Origin of the sequence: Stenotrophomonas sp. ZAC14D1_NAIMI4_1 (assembly GCF_003086775.1) — a bacterium.
Taxonomy (GTDB): domain Bacteria; phylum Pseudomonadota; class Gammaproteobacteria; order Xanthomonadales; family Xanthomonadaceae; genus Stenotrophomonas.
Genome location: NZ_CP026001.1, coordinates 696,270 through 718,184, shown reverse-complemented (window position 1 = coordinate 718,184; position 21,915 = coordinate 696,270). Strand labels below are relative to the sequence as shown.

The window sequence follows — 21,915 nt, the reverse complement described above, 5'->3', positions numbered from 1 at the left end:
CCGATCAGAGTTCGGCGATGACCCGCTGCAGGCCTTCCTGCCACGTCGGCAGCGTGATGCTGAAATCCTGCTGCAGCCGGCGGTTGTCCAGCACCGACCAGGCCGGACGCTTGGCCGGTGTCGGATATTCGGAACTGGGAATGGCGACCACCTCCGGCACCTTGGCCAGCACGCCGCGGGCCAGCGCTTCGGCGAAGATCGCCTCGGCAAAGCCATGCCAGCTGGTCTGGCCACTGGCGGTCAGGTGCCAGGTGCCCGACAGCTGCCCCGGGTGCTGCAACGCCTGCGCAGTGACATCGGCGATCAGCGCGGCCGGGGTCGGCGTGCCGATCTGGTCGGCCACTACCCGCAGCTGGTCGCGCTCGGCGCCCACCCGCAGCATCGTGCGCAGGAAATTGGCACCGTGCGAGGCATACACCCACGCCGTGCGGAAGATCAGGTGACGGCCACCGGCGGCGCGCACGGCATCTTCGCCGTCCCGCTTGCTGGTGCCGTACACGCCCAGCGGCGCGGTCGCTTCGTCTTCGCCGTAGGGCGCATTGCCCTGGCCATCGAATACGTAGTCGGTGGAGTAATGCACGAACGGCACGCCATGCGCCGCGCACCAGCGCGCGATCACGCCCGGCGCCTGCGCATTGGCCGCAAACGCGGCGTCCACTTCCTGCTCGGCGCGGTCCACGGCCGTGTAGGCCGCAGCATTGACCACCACCGACGGCTGCAGGCGATCCAGCAGTGCCGGCAGGCTGTCGGGCTGGCCGAAGTCGGCCACCTCGCACGCACGGCCATCGGGCAACTGGCCGCTGCGGGTCGTGGCCACCACCGGCCCCAGCGGGGCCAGCGCGCGCAGCAGCTCCTGGCCGACCTGGCCGTTGCCGCCGAAGACCAGCACGGTCATGGCGCGCCCTGTGCAGCGACGTAGACCGGCAGGCGGTCTTCGGCGATGTCCTTCAGGAAGGGCGCGTTCTCGTCCTTGGCCGACAGGGTCGGCGCACTCACCGGCCAGTCCACGGCGATGTCGGCATCATTCCAGCGCACGCCGGCATCGAAGTCCTTCAGGTAGACCTCGGTGCACAGGTAGCTGAACACCGCACGCTCGGACAGCACGGCAAAACCGTGGGCGAACCCTTCCGGTATCCAGAACTGCTTCTTGTTCTCCGCGCTCAGCACCACCGCTTCCCACTGGCCGAACGTCGGCGAGCCACGGCGGATGTCGACGGCCACGTCATAGACCTCGCCTTCCAGCACGCTGACCAGCTTGCCCTGCGGGCGCGGCCACTGGTAATGCAGGCCACGCAGCACGCCCTGTGCCGAGGTGGACACGTTGCTCTGCACGAAACGGTCCGGCAGGCCCAGCGCAGCGAAGCGCTCGGCATTCCAGGTTTCGAAGAAATAACCACGCGCGTCGCCGAACACGGCCGGCTCGATCACCACGCAGCCGGGCAACTTGGTTTCAATCACTTTCACGGAACGACTCCACGCAGGGCAAGTGTGTGCAGGTATTGGCCGTAGCCATTCTTGATCAGCGGGGCGGCCAGCGCCTCCAGCTGTTCGGCGTTGATCCAGCCCTGGCCGAAGGCGATTTCCTCGGGGCAGCACACCTGCAGGCCCTGGCGGGTCTGGATGGTCTCGATGAAATTGGAGGCTTCCAGCAGGGACTGGTGGGTACCGGTATCGAGCCAGGCATAACCACGGCCGAGCGCTTCCAGATGCAGCTGGCCCTCGGCCAGGTAGCGCTTGTTGAGATCGGTGATCTCCAGCTCGCCACGCGGCGACGGCTTCAGTTCGGCGGCATGGTCGCTTGCATTGCCGTCGTAGAAGTACAGGCCGGTCACCGCATAGTTGGAACGCGGCTTCTCCGGCTTCTCCACCAGGTCGATGACCTTGCCGGTCTGGTCGAACTCGGCCACGCCGTAGCGCTCCGGATCGTTCACCCAGTAGCCGAACACGGTCGAGCCGTCCACGCGCTGGTCGGCACGCTTGAGCACCTCGCGCAGGCCGTGGCCGTGGAAGATGTTGTCACCCAGCACCAGGCAGCTCGGCTTGCCGGCCACGAAATCACGGCCGATCAGGTAGGCCTGCGCCAGCCCGTCCGGGCTCGGCTGCACGGCGTACTGGATGTCCATGCCCCACTGCGAACCGTCGCCCAGCAGCTGCTGGAACAACGCCTGTTCGTGCGGGGTGTTGATGATCAGCACTTCGCGGATGCCCGCCAGCATCAGCACGCTGAGCGGGTAATAGATCATCGGCTTGTCGTACACCGGCAGCAGCTGCTTGCTAACGCCCTTGGTGATCGGATAGAGCCGGGTGCCGGAACCGCCGGCGAGGATGATGCCCTTGCGCTGGGTCATGTCGTCTCCTGGGTTCAGGCCGCAGTGCCGATGCGCTGCAGGCGGTAGCTGCCGTCCAGCACGCCGTTGACCCATTCCTGGTTGTCCAGGTACCAGTCGACGGTGAAGGCGATGCCCTGTTCGAAGGTGTAGGCCGGCTCCCAGCCCAGGTCGTTCTTCAGCTTCGACGCATCGATCGCGTAGCGGCGGTCATGGCCCGGGCGATCAGCCACGTAGGTGATCTGGCTGCTGCGCGGCTGGCCATCCTCGCGCGGGCGGCGTGCATCGAGCAGCGCGCAGATCGCCTGCACCACTTCGATGTTCTGCTTTTCCGAATTGCCGCCGACGTTGTAGGTCTCGCCGACCTGGCCCTTGGCCAGCACCGTGCGGATCGCTTCGCAGTGGTCGGTGACGAACAGCCAGTCACGTACCTGCTTGCCATCGCCGTACACCGGCAGCGGCTCGCCGGCCAGCGCCTTGGCGATCACCAGCGGAATGAGCTTTTCAGGGAAGTGGTACGGGCCGTAGTTGTTGGAGCAGTTGGTGGTCAGCACCGGCAGCCCGTAGGTGTGGTGGAACGCACGCACCAGGTGGTCCGAGGCGGCCTTGGACGCCGAGTACGGCGAGTTGGGCGCGTACGGGGTGGTCTCGCTGAACTTGCCGGTCTCGCCGAGGGTGCCGTACACCTCGTCGGTGGACACATGCAGGAAGCGGAAGGCCGCGCCCTGCTCGGCCGGCAGCCCCTTCCAATGGTCGCGCACGGCTTCCAGCAGGCCCAGTGTGCCCACCACGTTGGTCTGGATGAAGGCGCCCGGGCCGTCGATGGAACGGTCGACGTGGCTTTCGGCGGCGAAGTTCAGCACCGCGTCGGGCTGGTGCTCGGCCAGCAGGCGGGCAACCAGGCTGCTGTCACCGATGTCACCCTGCACGAACACGTGGTTCGGGTTGCCCTCCAGGCTGGACAGGGTCTTCAGGTTGCCGGCATAGGTCAGCACGTCGAGATTGACGACCTTGATGCCGCGGGCGACTGCTTCGAGAACGAAGTTACCGCCAATGAATCCGGCGCCGCCGGTGACAAGCCATGTGGCCACTACCTGTTCTCCTGTTATCGAAATCATTCGTGGGAGCGCTCTGCGGCGCCCCGGCACAGCGCGACAGCATACAGCGCCACTGCCTTCACGACTGCGTGCAGGACGTGAACAACGAGGGTCCGGCGAGGCATTTTTTGCGGCAACGCAGCAAACCATACGCATTCGCATGGTTACCCCAAGCCAGCTAGAATCGGGATCCCACCCCCGAACCGGTTGCTGTGCGAGGACCGGACGTTTCCCGTTACTGTGAGCCGGCCAGCGGCCGGCACTACAAGGATCGAGTACCAGATGAAAATCCTCGTCGCGTACAAGCGCGTGGTGGACTACAACGTCCGCATTCAGGTCAAGCCGGACGGCTCCGGCGTGGTCACCGACGGCGTCAAGCTGTCCCCCAACCCCTTCGATGAAATCGCCCTGGAAGAAGCCCTGCGCCTGCGCGACAAGGGCATCGCGACCGAAGTGGTCGTCGCCACCATCGCCCCGGCTGATGCCCAGGCGCACCTGCGCAATGGCCTGGCCATGGGCGCAAACCGTGCCATCCACGTCGTTACCGACCAGGCCATCCAGCCGCTGACCGCGGCCCGCACCCTGCTCAAGCTGGTCGAGAAGGAACAGCCGGACCTGGTGATCCTCGGCAAGCAGGCCATCGACGACGATGCCAACCAGACCGGCCAGATGCTGGCCACGCTGTGGGGCCGCCCGCAGGCGACCTTCGCCAGCAAGCTGGACATCGCAGACGGCAAGGCCACGGTCACCCGCGAGGTCGATGCCGGCCTGGAAACGCTGGAAGTGGACCTGCCGGCCGTGGTCACCACCGACCTGCGCCTGAACGAGCCGCGCTTCATCAAGCTGCCGGACATCATGAAGGCCAAGGCCAAGCCGCTGGAAACCCTGCAGCTGGCCGACCTCGGTGTTGAAGCCGCCGATACCTTCAAGACCACCCAGTACGCCGCGCCGTCCAAGCGCAGCAAGGGCGTGATGGTCAAGGACGCGGCCGAACTGGTTGCCGCACTCAAGCAGAAGGGGCTGCTGTAATGAGCAAGATTCTCGTCATCGCCGAACACCACGACGGCAAGCTCAACGCCGCCACCGCCAAGACCGTCAGCGCCGCCGCCGCCATCAGCGGTGCCAGCATCGACGTGCTGGTGCTGGCTGCCGACCCGGCCGCTGTCGCCACCGAAGCGGCGAAGATCGCTGGCGTCGCCAAGGTCCTGACCGTGGCCAACGCCGCCAACGCGCAGGCCATCGCCCAGGTGCTGGCACCGCAGATCGCGCAGCTGGCCAAGGGCTACAGCCACGTGTTCGGCCCGTCCACCACCTTCGGCAAGGACCTGATGCCGTGCGTTGCCGCCCTGCTGGGCGTCAACCAGGTGTCCGACCTGATGGCCGTGGAAGGCAGCCACACCTTCAAGCGCCCGATCTACGCCGGCAACGCCATCATCACCGTCGAAGCGCCGGCCGACCAGATCGTGGTCGCCACCGTGCGCGCCGCATCGTGGCCGGAAGCCGCCCAGGGTGGCAGCGCCGCCGTGGAAGCAGCCAGCGTCGATGCCGCCCTGCCGGCGCACACCCGCTTCGTCGGCCTGGCCGCCGGTGCCAGCGACCGCCCTGACCTGCAGAGCGCCAAGCGCGTGGTCTCCGGTGGCCGTGGCGTCGGTTCGGAAGAGAACTTCAAGGTCATCTTCCAGCTGGCCGACAAGCTCGGTGCCGCCGTCGGTGCCTCGCGCGCCGCGGTCGATGCCGGCTACGTGCCCAGCGACCTGCAGGTCGGCCAGACCGGCAAGATCATCGCGCCGGAACTGTACGTGGCCGTCGGCATCAGCGGTGCCATCCAGCACCTGACCGGCATCAAGGATGCCGGCACGATCGTGGCCATCAACAAGGACGCGGATTCGCCGATCTTCGAGATCGCCGACATCGGCCTGGTCGGGGATCTGTTCGCGATCCTGCCGGAGCTGGAAAAGGCCCTGTAATGGCCAACCGTCGCCCTCCGGTGCCGGTTCAGCCGGCACGCGGGGGGCGTGCGGGCCTCTGGGTCGCCGCCATTGCAGTGATCTATGTGGCGGCACTGTGGTACCTCGATCGCGACAGGAACATCTTGTCGCAATTGGCCAAAATGGCGGCGCCGCTGTCGGCCTGCGCCGTCCTCGTCCTGCTCAGCTATGCGTGCCGGTACCAGCGCTGGCGCAGCGTACTGGCGGCACAGGGGCATCCCGTGCACGCCTGGTGGCAGGGACTGCTCGCCTACCTCGCTGGTTTCGCGTTCACGGCATCACCTGGCAAGGCCGGTGAACTGCTGCGCATCCGCTATTTCAACTGGCAGGGCATCCCGCCCCGGGCCACGTTGACGACATTCATCTTCGAACGGGCCTGCGACCTGCTGGTCATCACCCTGCTGTCGATCGCAGCAGCCACCCTGGTTCCGGCGTTCGGCCTGCTGGCGCTGGTCATCCTGGTGCTGCTGCTGGCATTGCTCGCACTTGGCTGCTGGCCACCGTTGGCGCGGTTCGCACGTGGGCTCGCCGCGCGCCTGCCCGGCGCGCCGGTGCGGCGGGCAGCAGGCTTCCTGATCGACGGGGGAACCGCACTGGGCCCCCTGCTGCGGGTCCGCCTGCTGCTGGGCAGCCTGGGCTGGGGCAGCGTGGCCTGGCTGCTGACAGCGGCGGCGTTCGCATGGCTGTGCCACAGCGCGGGCATCACCTTGCCGGCGCACCTGCTGCTGGGCATCTACCCGATGGCGATGCTGATCGGCGCCCTGTCCTTCGTGCCCGGCGGCGTCGGCACGACCGAAGCGGCCATCGTGCTGATGCTGGTGGCCTGCGGCGTCGGCGCGGACGCCGCACTGGCCATCGCCATCGGCATCCGCCTGGCCAGCCTGTGGCTGGCGGTGCTGGTGGGCATGCTGGCCATGGCAACGCTGGAATCGCGCGCACTGTCGCCTGCAACCGGGCGCTGATGCGTGTACTGACCCGGTCACCACCTTCATTTATCATCCATTCGGTCAACGGCGAAATACAAGGTTCAGCAATGCAACATTCCGATGCAGTCCACCCCGGAGCATTCACGCCGTGACGGCCTCCAACCGCCCGCTCTGCGTCGACCTTGACGGCACCCTGCTGCGCTCGGACATCCTTTACGAGTCCCTGCTGGCCCTGCTTTCGAACAACCCGCTGTACATTTTCCTGGTGCCCTTCTGGCTGCTGCGTGGCAAGGCCTACGTGAAGCGCCAGCTGGCCTCGCGCGTGCAGTTGCCGGCCGAAACGCTGCCGTACGACGAGCGCGTGCTGGAGATCCTGCGCACCACCACGCAGCGCCCGCGCGTGCTGTGCACCGCGTCGGACCGGCTGCTGGTGCAGCCCATCGCCGACCACCTCGGCCTGTTCGAGGACGTGATGGCCAGCGATGGCCAGACCAACCTGTCCGGCAGCAACAAGGGCCAGGCGCTGGCCGCGCGCTTCGGCGAACGCGGCTTCGACTACATGGGCAACGGCCAGGTCGACCTGAAAGTGTGGGCGCATGCCGGTGGCGCGATCGTGGTCAACAACGGTGCCGGGCTCGCCAGCGCGGCGGCGAAGCAGACCGAGGTGCTGGCCCACCTGCCTTCGCAGAACGGCGGCCTGATCACCTGGATCAAGGCCCTGCGCATCTACCAGTGGCTGAAGAACCTGCTGGTGCTGGTGCCGCTGCTGACGGCGCACCGGTTCTTCGACATCGCCTCGATCATCGACGCGGGCACGGCGTTCCTCGCCTTCGGCCTGTGTGCATCGGGCGTCTACCTGCTCAACGACCTGCTCGACCTGACCCCGGACCGCATGCATCCGCGCAAGCGCAAGCGTCCGTTCGCGGCCGGCACGCTGCCGTTGCTGCATGGCCTGCTGGTCGCGCCGCTGATCACCCTGGCCGGCTTCGCGCTGGCCCTGGCCTGCAGCCCGGCCTTCGCCGGCGTGCTGCTGTGCTACTACGTGATGACGCTGAGCTATTCGCTCAAGCTCAAGCGCATCGTGATGATCGACGTGGTGCTGTTGGCCGCGCTGTACACCGTGCGCATCATCGGCGGCGCGGTGGCGATCAATTCCGAACTGTCGTTCTGGCTGCTGGCCTTCTCGATGTTCGTGTTCCTCAGCCTGGCCATGCTCAAGCGCTATACCGAACTGGCATCGGCGCTGGCCAGCGGCAAGGAAATGGCGATCGGCCGTGGCTATTCCGTGGCCGACCTGCCCCTGGTGCAGTCGCTGGGTGCCGCCGCCGGCTACATCGGCGTGATGGTGTTCGCCCTGTACATCAACAGCCCGGAAAGCCTTGAGCTCTACAGCAACCCCAAGCTGCTGTGGCTGCTGTGCCCGATCCTGCTGTACTGGATCAGCCGGATGTGGATCGTCTCCCACCGCGGTGACATGCATGACGATCCCATCGTGTTCGCGGCCATGGACCGTGGCAGCCAGATCGTCATCGGGCTGTGCGTGCTGATCGTGCTGATCGCCATATGAGTGCAGCGCCCGGCCAGTCCTGGGGACGCTACCCGCGGGTCGAGCAGCGCATCATCCCGGTGCTCGATCGCGCGTCGGAACTGCCGTTGCCGCCGGAAGGCGGCACGGTGCTTCCGCATGGCAATGGCCGCAGCTACGGCGACAGCTGCCTCAACCCGGACGCGTCGCTGCTGGCCAGCCGCGGCCTGGACCGCTTCATCGGCTTCGACCCGGCCACCGGCATCGTGCGCTGCGAGGCCGGGGTCACCCTGGCCGAGATCCTCGACATCGCCCTGCCCAGTGGCTGGTTCCTGCCGGTCACGCCCGGTACCCGCTACGCCACCGTGGGCGGGGCCATCGGCAACGACGTCCACGGCAAGAACCACCATCGCGCCGGCACCTTCGGCCACCACGTGCGCTGCCTGGAACTGCTGCGCAGCGATGGCGCGCGCCAGCAGCTCACCCCCGCCGATGACAGCGGCCTGTTCGCCGCCACCGTCGGCGGTCTCGGCCTGACCGGATTCATCACCTGGGTCGAACTGCAGCTGCGGCGCGTACCCGGGCCGTGGATCGAAACCGAGTCGATCCGCTTCGACAACCTGGACGCCTTCTTCGAGCTGTCGCGCGAATCGGCCAGCGACTTCGAATACACCGTCGCCTGGATCGACTGCCTGGCCAGCGGGCCGAACCTCGGCCGCGGCCACTTCCTGCGTGGCGACCATGCGCCGGGCGATGCACGGGCCGCCACGCCCAGCGCGGCTCCGCGCCGCAGCATGCCCATCGTGCCGCCGGTATCGCTGGTCAATCCGCTCACCCTGCGCCCGTTCAACACGCTGTACTACTGGCGCCAGCCCGCGCGGCGTGCCCGCCACCTGGCGCATTACCAGAGCTACTTCTACCCGCTGGACGGCATCAACCACTGGAACCGCATGTATGGCCCGCGCGGTTTCCTGCAGCACCAGTGCGTCCTGCCGCCCGCCGTCGCCCGCGATGCCACCGCCGCCCTGCTGGCGGAGATCGCGCGCAGCGGACGCGGCTCGTTCCTGGCGGTGCTGAAGGAGTTCGGCGACCGGCCCTCGCCGGGCCTGCTGTCGTTCCCGCGCCCGGGTACCACCCTGGCCCTGGATTTCCCCAACGACGGCCCGGAACTGCTGAAGATGCTCGACCGCCTGGATCGCATCGTCAGCGAGGCCGGTGGCGCCGTCTATCCGGCCAAGGACGCGCGCATGTCCGGCGCGCTGTTCCGCCAGGCCTACCCCGCCTGGGAAGAATTCTCCCGCTTCATCGACCCCCGATTCTCATCCGGCTTCTGGCGCCGGGTGATGGAGTAAGCATGCAGAAGATCCTGATCATCGGCGCCACCTCGGCCATCGCCGAATCCGTCGCGCGCCTGTACGCCGGGCGTGCCGCCGCGCTCTACCTGGTGGGCCGCAGTGCCGGCAAGCTGGATGCCATCGCCGCCGACCTGCGCGTGCGTGGCGCCCCGCACGTGCATACAGGCGTGCTGGACGTGAACGACCTGTCCGCACATGGCGCGCTGCTGGACGATGCCTGGTCGGCCCTGGGTGGCGTGGATACCGTGCTCATCGCCCACGGCACGCTGCCGGACCAGGCCGCCTGCGATGCGTCGGTGGAGCTGTCGCTGCGCGAGTTCGCCACCAACGGTACGTCCACGATTGCGCTGGCGGCCGCCCTGGCCCAGCGCCTGCAGTCCGGCGCCAGCCTGGCGGTGATCTCCTCGGTGGCCGGCGATCGTGGCCGCGCCAGCAACTACCTCTATGGCAGCGCCAAGGCGGCCGTGACCGCCTACCTGAGCGGCCTGGGCCAGCGCCTGCGCCCGGCCGGCGTCAACGTGCTGGTCATCAAGCCGGGCTTCGTCGATACGCCGATGACGGCCGCCTTCAAGAAGGGCGCGCTGTGGGCGACGCCGGACAAGGTGGCCGCCGGCATCCTCAAGGCCATCGGCAAGCGCAAGGCCGTGGCCTACCTGCCCGGTTTCTGGTGGGCGATCATGATGATCATCAAGAACATTCCCGAATTCGTCTTCCGCAGGATCAAGCTCTGACATGACCGACAAGCACGCCAAGATCGTCATCACCGGGGCCGCCGGGCTGGTCGGGCAGAACCTGATCGTCGAGCTCAAGCAGCAGGGGTATACCCAGCTGGTGGCCATCGACAAGCACGCGCACAACCTGGACATCCTGCAGAAGCTGCACCCGGATGTGCGCGTGGTGCTGGCCGACCTGGCCGAGCCGGGCGCCTGGGCCGGCGAGTTCAACGGCGCCGCCTGCGTGGTGCAGCTGCATGCACAGATCACCGGCAAGACCACCGACCTGTTCGTGCGCAACAACATCACCGCCACCGGCCATGTGCTGAAGGCAACCCAAGGCGCGGCCGTGCCCTACATGGTGCACATCAGTTCGTCGGTGGTGAACTCGGTGGCCAAGGATGACTACACCAACACCAAGCGCGAGCAGGAAGAGATGGTGGTGGCCAGCGGCCAGCGCCACTGCGTGCTGCGTCCCACGCTGATGTTCGGCTGGTTCGACCCCAAGCACCTGGGCTGGCTGTCGCGCTTCATGGCCCGCACGCCGGTGTTCCCGATCCCGGGCGATGGCAGGTTCATGCGCCAGCCGCTGTACGAACGCGACTTCTGCCGCTGCATTGCCAAGTGCATCGAAACCGAACCGGATGGCGAGGTCTTCGACATCGTCGGTGACACCCGCGTGGACTACGTGGACATCATCCGCACCATCAAGCGGGTGAAGAAGCTGCACACCGTCATCGTGCATATCCCGATCGGCTTCTTCGGCTTCCTGCTGAAGGTCTACAGCCTGTTCAGCAGCAAGCCGCCCTTCACCGCCGACCAGCTGAAGGCACTCAGTGCCGGCGATGATTTCAAGGGCATCGACACCGAGGCCGTGTTCGGCGTGAAGCAGACGCCGTTCGAAGAGGCCATCCGCGAAAGCTACACCGACCCGCGCTACGCGAAGATCGTACTGGAGCGTTGACGCGTGCGAGCAGGACGCTGGTACCTGGGCCAGGGACTGGCCGCCGCATGCCTTCTGGTGGCGCTGCTGCTGTGGATCCGGCCGCCGGTACCCGGGCTACCGCAGGGCGCTGGCGGTCCCGACGGCGGCTGCGCGGCGTCGGCATCGCCGTTCCTGCGTACCGGTACGGACATCCACCATGCCGCCGTCACCTACTGCGCAGGCGGTGACGCCACGCGCGGTTCCATCAGCCTGCGCCTGCCGGCCGACCCCGCGGCACGACCGCAGCTTGCGGTCGCCGGCTACATCGACGGGGAGGCCGTGCGCCTGCGCATCGCCCCGGAAGATGGCGGGGAATCGCTCTACGTGATCCAGCAGGCGGGCGAGCAATGGCAGCCGCTGAACATCCGCGCGCCAGAGAGCTGGTCGGGACGCCCCCTGCGCGTGGAGCTGGATGACCAGGGAACGGGATTCCGGCAGTGGGCCGGCATCGGCCTGCTGCGCGAGCCCGGACACCTGGACAGCACCATCACGGCGCTGCTGCTGGCCAGCCTCCTGCTGGGCGTCTTCGCGCTGCCACCGACGACAGGCGACGGCGCGGTCATGCCGTGCAGGAAAGCCCGCGTCCGCCGCACCGTGTCACTGGTGTTCCTGGCTGCGTCGGTGGCACTGCTGGGCGCACGCTTGTACCAGGGCGATGTCGCAGGCGTCTGGCACCATCCCGACCAGGCCATTCCGGTCAAAGTCATGGTGGCCATGCACGAGCATGGCGACCTGAACACCGATTGGGCGCGCGCGGACCTGCCTGAGTTCCATGCGTTCCGCTACAACTTCTCCGGCTACATCCAGGCGGCCTACCTGGCCATCCACGCGGTGGCACCGGCGGCATTCGACAACGAGCTTGACCTGCTGCACTGCCTGCTCGAGTTCTCGCGCTGGTCGGCCGCGCTTACCCTGGTGCTGTGCTTCCTGCTGCTGCTGCGCACGCTGGGCGCGGGCTATGCATTGGCCGGCGTGCTTCTGGTCGCAACCGCTCCCCAGTTCCTGCAGGATGCGCATTACGCCCGGCCGGAGCCATGGAGCACCCTGCTGGCGACGCTGGCGTTCGCGCTGGCCTGCCTGGCGCCCCGGCAACGGCGGGGCCAGTACGCGCTTCTGGCCGCGCTGGGCATGATCGCCGGCCTGCTGACGACCGTGAAGTTCACCTACGCCGTTTTCACCCTGTACTGCGTCGCGGTGGCCTGGCAACCGGCACGGCAGGCACCCGGACTGGCGCGGCAACTGCAGCAGCTGGGCATGTCCGGCGGCGTATCGCTGGCGGGGTTCGTCTTCGGCATCTGCCTGGGCTCACCGGCCATCGTGGCCGACCTGCCCGGCTTCCTGGCGGGCATCCAGGCGCTGGACCACCAGTACGGCGGCGGCCATCCCCCGTTCGGGCCGATGACGCACGGGCTCGTCGCGCAATGGCACTGGATCACCGGTTACTACCTGGCCACCCTCGGCCTGCCCTTGGTGGTGCTGCATGTGCTGGGCTACTTCCGCGCCTCGCTGGCGCCGGCCAAGGCCGGCTTCCTGGCGGTCTTTGCCATTACGTTTGGCGCCTTCCTGGTCCAGTCGGTGTTCTTCGAGCGCAATCTGACGGCGTTGGTACCGGCCTTCATGATGATTGCCGTGGCGGGCGCCGCCAACATCGAGCGGTTCGCCGCAGCCCGCCTCGCGCTGCAGCGCCCCTTGGCCCGCACGCTGCTGCACCTGGCCTGCGTGGGTCTGCTGGTGCTGGCAGGCGCCTGGGGCATGTCGGTCAGCGCCCGGCTGGTGCCCTATTTCGACCGCATCCAGCTGCAGCAGATGCTGGATGAACGCACCGACCGGCTGCAGGGCATCGCTGCGGAAATGGGCGCCGTACGCACCGAGGTCATCACGTTCCCCCAGGTATTGGGCATGGACCTCCCGCCACCCTCGACGGACTGTGTGCTGTTCATCGGCACCTCGTTCAACGACGACTGGTCAAGGCGCTATTATTCCCAGATGGATCAGTCATTTATCCGGATTGGCAGAATCGCCTCGGATTTCGACGACGTCCCGACCGGTACCCTGCACATCTACCACAGCCCGGCGTACGAATTGTTCGCCACGCGCCCGGCGTGCCGTCTCACGGCGCTCCCCACTTCCTTCCATTGATTACGATTGCCATGACCCAGAAGCGATTTGCCATCATCGGCGCAGGCCCCATGGGCCTGATGGCCGCCGTGAAACTCCTCGACCAGGGCCATTCGGTCACGATCTACGAACGTGACGACCGCATTGGCGGCATGTCGGCCAATTTCGATTTCGATGGGCTGTCGATCGAACGCTACTACCACTTCATCTGCAAGACCGATTACCCCCTGTTCGCGCTGCTCGAGCGCTATGGCCTGTCCAAGGCGCTGCGCTGGACCGACACCAAGATGGGCTATTTCTACAAGGGAAAGCTCTACAAGTGGGGCAACCCGTTCGCACTGCTGGCCTTCCCCCACCTCGGGCCGATCAGCAAGTTCCGCTATGCGCTGCACGTGATGTACACCAAGGGCATCAAGGACTGGACGGCGCTGGACAAGGAAGAGGCCGGCGCATGGATCCGCCGCTGGGTCGGCCAGAAAGCCTATGACGTGATGTGGAAGGATGCCTTCCGCCTGAAGTTCTTCGAGTTCAAGGACAACCTGTCGGCCAGCTGGATCGGCACGCGCATCAAGCGCGTGGCCCTGTCCCGCCGCAACCTGATGAACGAGAGCATGGGCTACCTGGAAGGCGGCTCGATGACCCTGCTCGAGCGCATGGTGCAGGACATCCAGGCCCGTGGCGGCCGCATCGAACTGTCCCGTGGCATCGATGAAGTGGTTTCCGAGAACGGCAAGGTCACCGGCGTCTCGATCGGTGGCGCGTTCACGGCCTACGATGCGGTGATCTCCACCGCGCCGATCCAGTACGTGCCGGCCCTGGTGCCGGGCCTGCCGGCCGACTTCCGCGACAAGGTCGCGGCGGTGCAGAACATTCCCGTCGCCTGCGTGATCCTCAAGCTCAAGCATGCGGTGAGCGAAAACTTCTGGATGAACATCAGCGATCCGGGCATCGAGATCCCGGGCGTGATCGAGTACAGCAACCTCAACCCGGGCCACGATCCGGACCAGAAGATCCTGTACGCGCCGTACTACATGCCCAAGACCCACCCGAAGTGGCAGCAGTCCAACGCCGAGCTGATCGAGGAAGTGCTGGGCTACCTGGCGCGCATCAACCCGGCCTTCAAGCGTGACTGGGTGCTGGCGTCGCACTGCCATCGCTATGAGTTCGCGCAGACGATCTGCCCGCCGGGCTTCCAGGAGATGCTGCCGTCGATGCGCACGCCGGTGGAGGGCTTCTTCATGGCCGACACCGCCTACTACTACCCGGAAGACCGCTCGATCAACGAGAGCATCAACACCGCCCAGGCACTGGTGGACGAGGCACTGCGCTGATGAATCCGAGGCCAGGCGCCGTGCGCGCCCGCTTGTCGCAGTGGTTCCATCCGCAGCACCCGGCGTTCCTGCTGGCGATCCTGCTGGTGCCGATGATGGCCGTGCGCGCCTACCTCGTGCTCCGCTTCGGCAGCAGCAGCCCGTTCTGGGACCAGTGGGATGCCGAGTTCGACAACCTGCTGCTGCCCTACCTGCGGGGCGAACTCGGGCTGGGCCACTTCTTCGCGGCCCACAACGAGCATCGCATCCTGTTCACCCGGCTGATCTCGCTGGGCCTGTTCTCCGCCAACGGCAACCAGTTCGATGCCAAGGTGGAGATGCTGTTCAACATCCTCCCGCATGCGGCAGCCCTGGGTGCGATGGCATTCGTTGGCATGCGCACGCTGCCGGCAACGGCACGCCCCTTCCTCGTGCTGGGCGTGTTCGCACTCACCGCCGCGCCGTTTGGATGGGAAAACCTGATCGCCGGCTTCCAGAACCAGTTCTTCATCCTGGCGCTGCTTTCGGTGGTGACGGTCTGGCTGGCATCGGCCGACGTGCTTGACCGCCGACGCCTGCTGGCCATGGTGGCCTGTGCCGTCCTTGCGCTGTTCACGATGGCCACGGGCGTGCTTGCGGCAGCCGCCGCAGCGGGGCTGCTGATCTACCGCCTGCTGGGCCGCGACATCAACACGCGCACCGGTTGGCTGGGCGTGGTGCTGATGATGGCCATTGCCGGCGCGGGCCTGCTGGCCATGCCGGCGGCACCCCATGGCGCGGCGTTCCACGCAGAGTCCATGGCGCAGTTCATCGAAGCGCTGAAGCAGACCCTGAGCTGGCCGATGCGTCCAAACTGGGCCAGTGTCCTGGTGCTGTGGGCACCGACGATCACGCTCACGGTCGTGTTGCTCAAGCGCCTGCTGTCACGCCAACCTGCAACCCGTGGCGAGCGCTTTGCCTTCGCCATCGCCGGCTGGGTCCTGGTCCAGGCGGTCGCGATGGCCTACTCGCGCGGCGTCGAAGTGCACAACGGGGTGACCTCGCGCTACACCGACCTGCTGGCCATCGGCGTCATCAACAACCTGTGGCTCGTCCTCCATGCGGCCTTCCGGCATGGGCGCGCGCTCCCGCAGTGGGCAAAGGCCACCGTGCCTGCCGTCTTCATCGGCTGGCTGGCGCTGTCGTCGTACCCCATCTTCATGGCATCCCAGGCCAGCATGGCGCACCGCGCGGTGATCGGTTCGGACCAGGAACGCATCCTGGCCGCGTACCTTGCCGACGGCAATGTCGACGCCCTCCGGAATGCGCCTGGCCTGCTGCCCTACCCGGATGCCGATCGCCAGGCGCGGCTGCTCGACAGCACCGAGGGCGCCTCGATGATGCCCGCGGAGATCAGGCGTCCGCTGGCCTTCAGCCCCACGGCATGCACTGGCATCAGCCACCCGGGTGCCTACTTCGCCCTGGGCAACAGGCCACAGGCGCTGGGCACCTATGAGCCGGCGTCCGGCGATGCCAATACCACCGAGTGCAGCAGCGAGCCGGTCGCCTTCGAGGGTGGCCGCGTGGTCTATTTCCAGGGCGGCTACGGCCCGCCGCTGGTGTCTGCCACGCTGGTCGGCAAGCAGCACACCATCGAGCTGGTGAAGCGCGGCGTGGCCGGCGAGCGCTGGCAGGGGCATGTCCTCACGCTGCCGGCGGATGAGTACCGCCTGCGCATCGTCGACAACGACCCCCATGGCTGGGTCGCCGTGACGCCTCCCACACCGGTCGGCGCGCTCACCGCACTGCGGATGTGGGCCGAGGAGCGCCGGGGCCCCGCGCTGTTCCTCGCGCTGGTGCTGACCCTGATGCTGCTCACCGTCGCGGTGGTCCGATCAACCGATCGCAGTGGGGAGGCGCTCGCATGAGCCGCCAGTTCCTGCTGTTCGTCATCTGTGGCGGCACCGCGGCGGCGGTCAACGTGGGCAGCCGCATCCTGTTCAGCCTCGCCGTACCGTTCGAGGTTGCCGTGTGCCTGGCCTACGGGCTGGGCATGCTGACGGCCTTCATCCTCAACCGCGTGCTGGTCTTCAAGGGCTCGGACCGTCCGATCGGCCAGCAGGTGGCGTGGTTTGTCGGCATCAACGTCATCAGCCTGCTGCAGACGCTGGCCATCAGCGTCCTCCTCAAGCGCTGGCTGCTGCCGGCACTGGAATGGCCGCTGGACATCCCGCTCAGCGCCCATCTGGTCGGCGTCGCCGTCCCGATCGTCACCGCCTACCTGGGGCACAAGCACTTCACGTTCGCGCGCAGCAAGGGCAGCTGAACCTGAACGTTCACGCTGCGGCCCCCTCGGCCGCACAGTAAACTAGGGGGTCGATCCCTTTGTCACCGATGAATGGAAGCCTATCCCAGCTCCCCGCTGCACCTCCTGCGCAGCCTGCGCCATAACCGCGGGCTGGTCCTGGCCCTCGCCGCCCGCGAGATTGCCGCCCGTTACCGGGGGTCGCTGCTGGGCCTTGCCTGGGCCCTGGTCCAGCCGATCTTCATGCTGGCCATCTACACCTTCGTTTTCAGCGAGGTGTTCAAGGCACGCTGGCCCGGCGGCAGCGGCTCGCGCACCGAGTTCGCCCTGGTCCTGTTCAGTGGCCTGCTGGTGTTCAACCTGTTCTCCGAAGTATTCAACCGCGCGCCCACCCTCATCGTGGGCAACGCGAACTACGTGAAGAAGGTTGTCTTCCCGCTCGAAGTGCTGCCCTGGGTAAGCGTGCTCACCGCCATGTTCAGCCTGGCGGTGAACCTGGTGGTGTGGCTGCTGTTCTACCTGGTCTCGACCGGCCTGCCGCCGGTGACCGCCCTGCTCGCCCCGGTGGTCATGCTGCCGATGGTGCTGTTCATGACCGGCGTGGCCTGGCTGCTGTCGGCACTGGGCGTATTCCTGCGCGACACCGCACAGATCACGGCCATCATCACCACGGCGGTGATGTTCCTGACCCCCATCTTCTATCCGATCGACGCGATCCCGGCCTCGCTGCGCCCGTTCCTCAACATCAACCCGCTGGCGCCGATCGTCGCGCAGATGCGTGATGTCCTGATCTGGGGCAAGGGCCTGGACCCGGTGCTGTACCCCGTCTGCCTGCTGGTTTCGGCACTGGTGTTCGTCGCTGGCTTCGCCTTCTTCCAGCGCACGCGCAGGGGGTTTGCCGATGTGCTCTGACATCGCGATCCAGGTGCGCGACCTGGGCAAGTGTTTCAACATCTACGAAAAGCCGGCGCATCGCCTGATGCAGATGCTCTGGCGTGGCCGCCGGCAGTACTACCGCGAATTCTGGGCACTGCGCGAAGTCGGCTTCACGATCCGCCGCGGCGAGACGGTCGGCATCATCGGCCGCAACGGTGCCGGCAAATCCACCTTGCTGCAGATGATCTGCGGCACCCTCACCCCGACCGAGGGCGAGATCACGGTCAATGGCCGGGTCGCCGCGCTGCTGGAGCTCGGTGCAGGCTTCAATCCGGAATTTTCCGGCCGCGAGAACGTCTACCTGGCGGCTTCGCTGTATGGCGTCGATCGCGAGACGGTGTCCAAGCGCTTCGATGCCATCGCGGCATTTGCCGATATCGGCGCCTTCATCGAACAGCCGGTGAAGACCTACTCCAGCGGCATGTATGTGCGCCTGGCGTTTGCGGTGATCGCGCACGTGGATGCGGACATCCTCATCATCGATGAGGCATTGAGCGTGGGTGATGCCTACTTCCAGCAGAAGTGCATGCGCTTCCTGGCGGGGTTCCAGCGCCAGGGCGGCACCCTGCTGTTCGTCAGCCATGACATGGGCGCGGTCAACGCGCTGTGCGCGTCCGCCGTGCTGCTGCGCCGCCAGGAAGGCCACTACCTGTGCGATGTGGGCAGTGCGCGCGAGATCTCGGCCATCTACCTGCGCGACCTGTATGCCGACCGCATGGACGCCCCCGAAGTGTCCGCGCCGCAGGCGGCCCGGGCCGGCAACTACCAGGCCAGCAACGTGCAGTCCACGCATTTCCACGCGGGCAGCTTCCGCCCGGATGCCGAGGGATTCGGCGCCGGCGGCGCGTCCATCGAGGACGTGGTGTTCACCGATGTGGATGGCAACGCGCTCACCGAGTTCACCTCCGGCGATGACGTTCGGCTGTGCATTTCCGCGCGTGCCGGCAAGGCCCTGGCCTACCCGGCGGTCGGCTTCATGCTGAAGGACCGCAAGGGCCAGTTCGTCGTTGCCGAAAGTTCGGACAGCTACCTGCGCGAAGAAGCGATTTCGGTCGATGCCGGCAGCGCGTTCACGGTCACGTTCCAGATGCGCCTGCCGCGCCTGATACGTGGCGAATACAGCCTGGATGTAGCCCTCGCCGAAGGCCCCGGCGATGATCACGTGCAGCATCACTGGCTGCACGATGTGATCGTCCTGACGGCCCTCAACTCCCAACTCGTCCATGGCATCTCCGGCGCCGAACCGCTGGATGTCTCGTTCCGCACGTCGCACACCACATGACCACGATCAACGGGCGCCATGGCGTCTTCGAAACCCTTCCGGGCGACTCCGTCGTCGCCGATTCGCTCCGCTGGTATGGCGAATGGGCCGAGACCGAGCTGGACCTGCTGCGCCGCTTCGTCCCGTCCGGCGGTGTCGTGGCCGACGTCGGCTCGTTCATCGGCACCCATGCCATCGCACTGGCCCGTGCCACCGGCCCGCTGGGACGCGTGCTGGCCTTCGAGCCGCGCCGCGACACCTTCGCCGTGCTTGGCCGCAACATCCAGCGCAATGCGCTGGAGGCGATCATCGAGGCCCGCAACGTTGGCGTTTCCAGCCAGCCAGGCAGCATCCGCCTGCTGGATCCGGAGGAAGGCAGCCAGAACCTGGGAAGCCTGGCCCTGGTCGACCATCACGAGGGTTACGAAGTCGCGTTGATCACCCTGGACATGCTGGAACTGCCGCGCCTGGACCTGATCAAGATCGACGTCGAGGGCATGGAAGCCGACGTGATCCATGGCGCGCGGGACACGCTGCAGCGCTGCCGGCCGGTGGTGTTCGCTGAATGCAATTCGGTCAGTGGCGCCGCATCGACGCTGGCCGCGTCCGAACAGCTGGGCTATCGCGCGTTCGGTGCGATCTATCCGGCGTACAACCCGGACAACATCAACCGCTGCCCGGACAACTTCTTCGGCAGCAATGCCGAGTGCGCGCTGTTCCTGGTACCGGAAGAACGCGTGGACGACCTGCCCCTGCAGGACATGCGGCCGATCAACATCCTGGAAGACGTGGTGGCCCTGCTGCTCGAGAAGCCGCAGTACCTGCCGGAGATGCTGCCGGATGCGCCGAAGGTGGAAGCCGTGCGCCGCCAGGCAATGCACGCCATCCCCGAAGAAGCGCAGGTCCGCCCGCCGCTGCACGTGGTGGTTCCCTTCTATCGCAACGAACAGCTCGTCGCCCCGCTGATGCGCGGGCTGCGCAACGTCGCCAGCGAGCTGGCTGCCGCACGCGCCTCGGTCTGGTTCTACAACGACAGCCCTGGCCACGACGGCCTGGCGCGGGCCCTGGATGATGCACTGCAGGCCGGCCTGGAGGGCGTACCGCTGCAGGGCATCGCCAACGAGGACAACCTGGGCTTCATCGGCACCTGCAACCGCGCGTTCGCCCGCGCGATCGCAGAGGGTGCCGACGTGCTGCTGCTCAATTCGGATACCGAAGTGATGCCCGGTGCGATCAGCGAAATGCTGGCCGTCGCCGGCCTCGATCCCATGTTCGGTTTCGTCTGCCCCCGCAGCAACAATGCCACCCTGGCCAGCCTGCCCCACTCGCTGGAGCACCAGGATGTCAGCGCCGCCGAAGCCTTTGCCCGCTTCGCGCCGCTGGCACGAAGGCTGCCACGCTGCACCCTGGCGCCGACCGCCATCGGCTTCGCGCTCTGGATCCGTGGCACGCTGCTGGCCGAGTTCGGCGTGTTCGACACCGCGTATGGCAAGGGCTACAACGAAGAAAACGACCTGATCATGCGCGCCAACCGCGCGGGTTATCGCGCGGTGCTGGCCAACCATGCCTTCGTGTGGCACCAGGGCGAGCAGTCCTTCGCCACCACCCAGCAGCAGCGCAGCGAGCGCGACGCACACAACGGGGCGTTGCTGCGCGCGCGCTATCCGGAATACCCGAAGCTGGTCGAACGCTACTACCACTCGCCCGAGTACCGTGCCGAGACGCTGCTGGAAGCGCTTGAACCGGCCGATGCGCCGCGGATGATCGCGTTCGATTTCTCCTCGTTCGGTGCCTTCCACAACGGCACGTTCGAGTCGGGGGTGAAGCTGGTCGCCGCGGCACTGCGCTCCTGGCCCGACGACGTGCGCATCGGCGTGATCATGAGCCGGCAGGCCTGGGACTTCCACGGCATGCCGCGCCTGGCGGGCCTGACCCGCCTTGAGCCCGGCCAGAGCAACGGGCAGGCGGCAGCCGTCGTGCGCATTGGCCAGCCCTACCAGGTGGACGTGCTCACCCGGCTGTTCAGCACCGCGCCGGTGGTGGGCATTTTCATGCTCGACACCATCTCCAGCGACTGCGGCTACCTGGCGCTGGACATGGACGAGGACATCTGGCGCTTCGCGCTGGAGAACATGAGCGTGCTGTTCACCAATTCCGCTTTCACCCTGGACCGCATCCGCCAGCGCTACGCCATCGGCCCGCACGTGATGCAGAGCGTGTCGCGGCACTCGCTGGATCCGGCGGACTATGCCGCGTACGACCCTGCAGCGGCCGCCGGAAGCCATGTCCTGGTGATCGGCAACCACTACGCCCACAAGTTCGTGAAGGAAACGGCGGACGCACTGGCCAGTGCACTGCCGGGCCGCAGGATCATCGCCATCGGCTACCCGCAGGAAGGCGAGCGTTCGAAGGACATCGAGGCATTCCAGGCCGGTCACATCGACGACGAGACGTTCCGTGCGTTCTATCGCGATGCCGAGCTGGTGGTGTTCCCGAGCCACTATGAGGGCTTCGGTTTCCCCGTCCTGCATGCACTGGCGCACCACCGCCCGGTGTTCGTGCGCGATACCGGGCTGAACCGGGAACTGGCCGGGCAGATTGCCACGTCAGCCAACATCCACCGCTATGACACCACCGGCGAACTGGTCGCTCGCCTCGGCACCGGCATCCCGGCCTGGAGCGAGGAGCGGCGCGAAGGCGAAGCAGACGGGTGGCGGCGTTCGGCGCTGGAGGTCTATGACACCCTGGACGAGGCCATGCGCCGCGTCGATGCGCAGCAGATCGCAACGACCCTGCGCCGCCTGGACGGACTGGCGGCGACGTTGCCGCCGCCCTCGCTGCGCACGTCCGGCCAGCGCGCCGGCGTCCGCCTGGGGCACCTGATCGACCGCGCGTTGCGCGTGCCCGGCATGTCCAGGCTGGCACGCGGACTGGCCCGGCTGTACCGCGGCGCGCGCGGGCGCTGAGGCGCGCGGGCGCAGAGGCCGGATGCCAGCGGTGGCGCGCTGGCGTCGGCCACCTTGCCGTGTGAAGAATGCTTCCCAGGGGGCATCACCCGGTGTGGTAGGTTTCAGGCGCTGCCGTCATGTC

At 67.0% G+C, this 21,915-nt stretch carries 18 protein-coding genes; 14 read left to right on the top strand and 4 right to left on the bottom strand.

The features are described 5' to 3' along the window. Window positions 1-4: 4 nt before the first annotated feature. The 4 genes from rfbD to rfbB are packed head-to-tail and all read right to left on the bottom strand — an operon-like array spanning window position 5 to window position 3,418. A complete protein-coding gene (gene rfbD / locus C1927_RS03210; protein WP_079220552.1) occupies window positions 5-895 on the bottom strand; it encodes a dTDP-4-dehydrorhamnose reductase in 891 nt (296 codons plus the stop codon). Next, the gene (rfbC, locus tag C1927_RS03205) at window positions 892-1,464 is read right to left on the bottom strand and encodes a dTDP-4-dehydrorhamnose 3,5-epimerase (RefSeq protein ID WP_079220551.1); all 573 of its coding nucleotides are present in this window, start codon (window positions 1,462-1,464) and stop codon (window positions 892-894) included. The genes rfbD and rfbC overlap by 4 nt, the downstream gene beginning before the upstream one ends. After that, the gene (gene rfbA, locus C1927_RS03200) at window positions 1,461-2,348 is read right to left on the bottom strand and encodes a glucose-1-phosphate thymidylyltransferase RfbA (RefSeq protein WP_079220550.1); all 888 of its coding nucleotides are present in this window, start codon (window positions 2,346-2,348) and stop codon (window positions 1,461-1,463) included. The genes rfbC and rfbA overlap by 4 nt, the downstream gene beginning before the upstream one ends. 14 nt (window positions 2,349-2,362) lie before the next feature. Then, a complete protein-coding gene (gene rfbB, locus C1927_RS03195) occupies window positions 2,363-3,418 on the bottom strand; it encodes a dTDP-glucose 4,6-dehydratase (RefSeq protein WP_108745927.1) in 1,056 nt (351 codons plus the stop codon). A gap of 288 nt (window positions 3,419-3,706) precedes the next feature. On the opposite strand from rfbB, the gene C1927_RS03190 reads away from it, so the two are divergent. From C1927_RS03190 to C1927_RS03125, 14 genes are all read left to right on the top strand, one after another. Beyond that, window positions 3,707-4,453: an electron transfer flavoprotein subunit beta/FixA family protein gene (locus C1927_RS03190; RefSeq protein ID WP_032976362.1), complete on the top strand. Its 747-nt coding sequence runs from the start codon at window positions 3,707-3,709 to the stop codon at window positions 4,451-4,453. Beyond that, window positions 4,453-5,391, top strand: a complete 939-nt coding sequence (locus tag C1927_RS03185; RefSeq protein ID WP_079220548.1) for an electron transfer flavoprotein subunit alpha/FixB family protein — start codon at window positions 4,453-4,455, stop codon at window positions 5,389-5,391. Before C1927_RS03190 ends, C1927_RS03185 begins: the two co-directional genes overlap by 1 nt. Next, window positions 5,391-6,374, top strand: a complete 984-nt coding sequence (locus C1927_RS03180; RefSeq protein ID WP_079220547.1) for a lysylphosphatidylglycerol synthase transmembrane domain-containing protein — start codon at window positions 5,391-5,393, stop codon at window positions 6,372-6,374. Before C1927_RS03185 ends, C1927_RS03180 begins: the two co-directional genes overlap by 1 nt. A gap of 112 nt (window positions 6,375-6,486) precedes the next feature. Next, window positions 6,487-7,905: a UbiA family prenyltransferase gene (locus C1927_RS03175; RefSeq protein ID WP_108745926.1), complete on the top strand. Its 1,419-nt coding sequence runs from the start codon at window positions 6,487-6,489 to the stop codon at window positions 7,903-7,905. Continuing rightward, window positions 7,902-9,215, top strand: a complete 1,314-nt coding sequence (locus C1927_RS03170; RefSeq protein WP_108745925.1) for an FAD-binding oxidoreductase — start codon at window positions 7,902-7,904, stop codon at window positions 9,213-9,215. The genes C1927_RS03175 and C1927_RS03170 overlap by 4 nt, the downstream gene beginning before the upstream one ends. A 2-nt stretch (window positions 9,216-9,217) precedes the next feature. Further along, window positions 9,218-9,949 carry an SDR family oxidoreductase gene (locus C1927_RS03165; protein WP_108745924.1) on the top strand — a complete coding sequence of 244 codons (732 nt, stop codon included), beginning with the start codon at window positions 9,218-9,220 and terminating at the stop codon, window positions 9,947-9,949. 1 nt (window position 9,950) lies between these two features. Beyond that, window positions 9,951-10,895: an NAD-dependent epimerase/dehydratase family protein gene (locus C1927_RS03160; RefSeq protein ID WP_079220543.1), complete on the top strand. Its 945-nt coding sequence runs from the start codon at window positions 9,951-9,953 to the stop codon at window positions 10,893-10,895. 3 nt (window positions 10,896-10,898) lie between these two features. Further along, a complete protein-coding gene (locus C1927_RS03155) occupies window positions 10,899-13,055 on the top strand; it encodes a hypothetical protein (protein ID WP_159095290.1) in 2,157 nt (718 codons plus the stop codon). Window positions 13,056-13,066: 11 nt separating this feature from the next. Continuing rightward, window positions 13,067-14,365: an NAD(P)/FAD-dependent oxidoreductase gene (locus tag C1927_RS03150; RefSeq protein ID WP_108745922.1), complete on the top strand. Its 1,299-nt coding sequence runs from the start codon at window positions 13,067-13,069 to the stop codon at window positions 14,363-14,365. Then, entirely contained in the window at window positions 14,365-16,251 is a 1,887-nt protein-coding gene (locus tag C1927_RS03145) for a hypothetical protein (protein WP_159095289.1), read from the top strand. The genes C1927_RS03150 and C1927_RS03145 overlap by 1 nt, the downstream gene beginning before the upstream one ends. After that, window positions 16,248-16,649: a GtrA family protein gene (locus C1927_RS03140; protein ID WP_108745920.1), complete on the top strand. Its 402-nt coding sequence runs from the start codon at window positions 16,248-16,250 to the stop codon at window positions 16,647-16,649. Before C1927_RS03145 ends, C1927_RS03140 begins: the two co-directional genes overlap by 4 nt. Before the next feature lie 72 nt (window positions 16,650-16,721). Continuing rightward, window positions 16,722-17,540 carry an ABC transporter permease gene (locus C1927_RS03135; protein ID WP_108745919.1) on the top strand — a complete coding sequence of 273 codons (819 nt, stop codon included), beginning with the start codon at window positions 16,722-16,724 and terminating at the stop codon, window positions 17,538-17,540. Then, entirely contained in the window at window positions 17,530-18,846 is a 1,317-nt protein-coding gene (locus C1927_RS03130) for an ABC transporter ATP-binding protein (protein ID WP_108745918.1), read from the top strand. Before C1927_RS03135 ends, C1927_RS03130 begins: the two co-directional genes overlap by 11 nt. Next, entirely contained in the window at window positions 18,843-21,791 is a 2,949-nt protein-coding gene (locus C1927_RS03125) for an FkbM family methyltransferase (protein ID WP_108745917.1), read from the top strand. Before C1927_RS03130 ends, C1927_RS03125 begins: the two co-directional genes overlap by 4 nt. The last annotated feature ends 124 nt before the right edge of the window (window positions 21,792-21,915 follow it).

Coding starts and splice junctions, on each gene's coding strand:
- rfbD (WP_079220552.1), bottom strand. CDS start 895: ATGACCGTGCTGGTCTTCGGCGGCAACGGCCAGGTCGGCCAGGAGCTG.
- rfbA (WP_079220550.1), bottom strand. CDS start 2,348: ATGACCCAGCGCAAGGGCATCATCCTCGCCGGCGGTTCCGGCACCCGG.
- C1927_RS03190 (WP_032976362.1), top strand. CDS start 3,707: ATGAAAATCCTCGTCGCGTACAAGCGCGTGGTGGACTACAACGTCCGC.
- C1927_RS03185 (WP_079220548.1), top strand. CDS start 4,453: ATGAGCAAGATTCTCGTCATCGCCGAACACCACGACGGCAAGCTCAAC.
- C1927_RS03180 (WP_079220547.1), top strand. CDS start 5,391: ATGGCCAACCGTCGCCCTCCGGTGCCGGTTCAGCCGGCACGCGGGGGG.
- C1927_RS03170 (WP_108745925.1), top strand. CDS start 7,902: ATGAGTGCAGCGCCCGGCCAGTCCTGGGGACGCTACCCGCGGGTCGAG.
- C1927_RS03165 (WP_108745924.1), top strand. CDS start 9,218: ATGCAGAAGATCCTGATCATCGGCGCCACCTCGGCCATCGCCGAATCC.
- C1927_RS03160 (WP_079220543.1), top strand. CDS start 9,951: ATGACCGACAAGCACGCCAAGATCGTCATCACCGGGGCCGCCGGGCTG.
- C1927_RS03150 (WP_108745922.1), top strand. CDS start 13,067: ATGACCCAGAAGCGATTTGCCATCATCGGCGCAGGCCCCATGGGCCTG.
- C1927_RS03145 (WP_159095289.1), top strand. CDS start 14,365: ATGAATCCGAGGCCAGGCGCCGTGCGCGCCCGCTTGTCGCAGTGGTTC.
- C1927_RS03140 (WP_108745920.1), top strand. CDS start 16,248: ATGAGCCGCCAGTTCCTGCTGTTCGTCATCTGTGGCGGCACCGCGGCG.
- C1927_RS03135 (WP_108745919.1), top strand. CDS start 16,722: ATGGAAGCCTATCCCAGCTCCCCGCTGCACCTCCTGCGCAGCCTGCGC.
- C1927_RS03130 (WP_108745918.1), top strand. CDS start 17,530: ATGTGCTCTGACATCGCGATCCAGGTGCGCGACCTGGGCAAGTGTTTC.
- C1927_RS03125 (WP_108745917.1), top strand. CDS start 18,843: ATGACCACGATCAACGGGCGCCATGGCGTCTTCGAAACCCTTCCGGGC.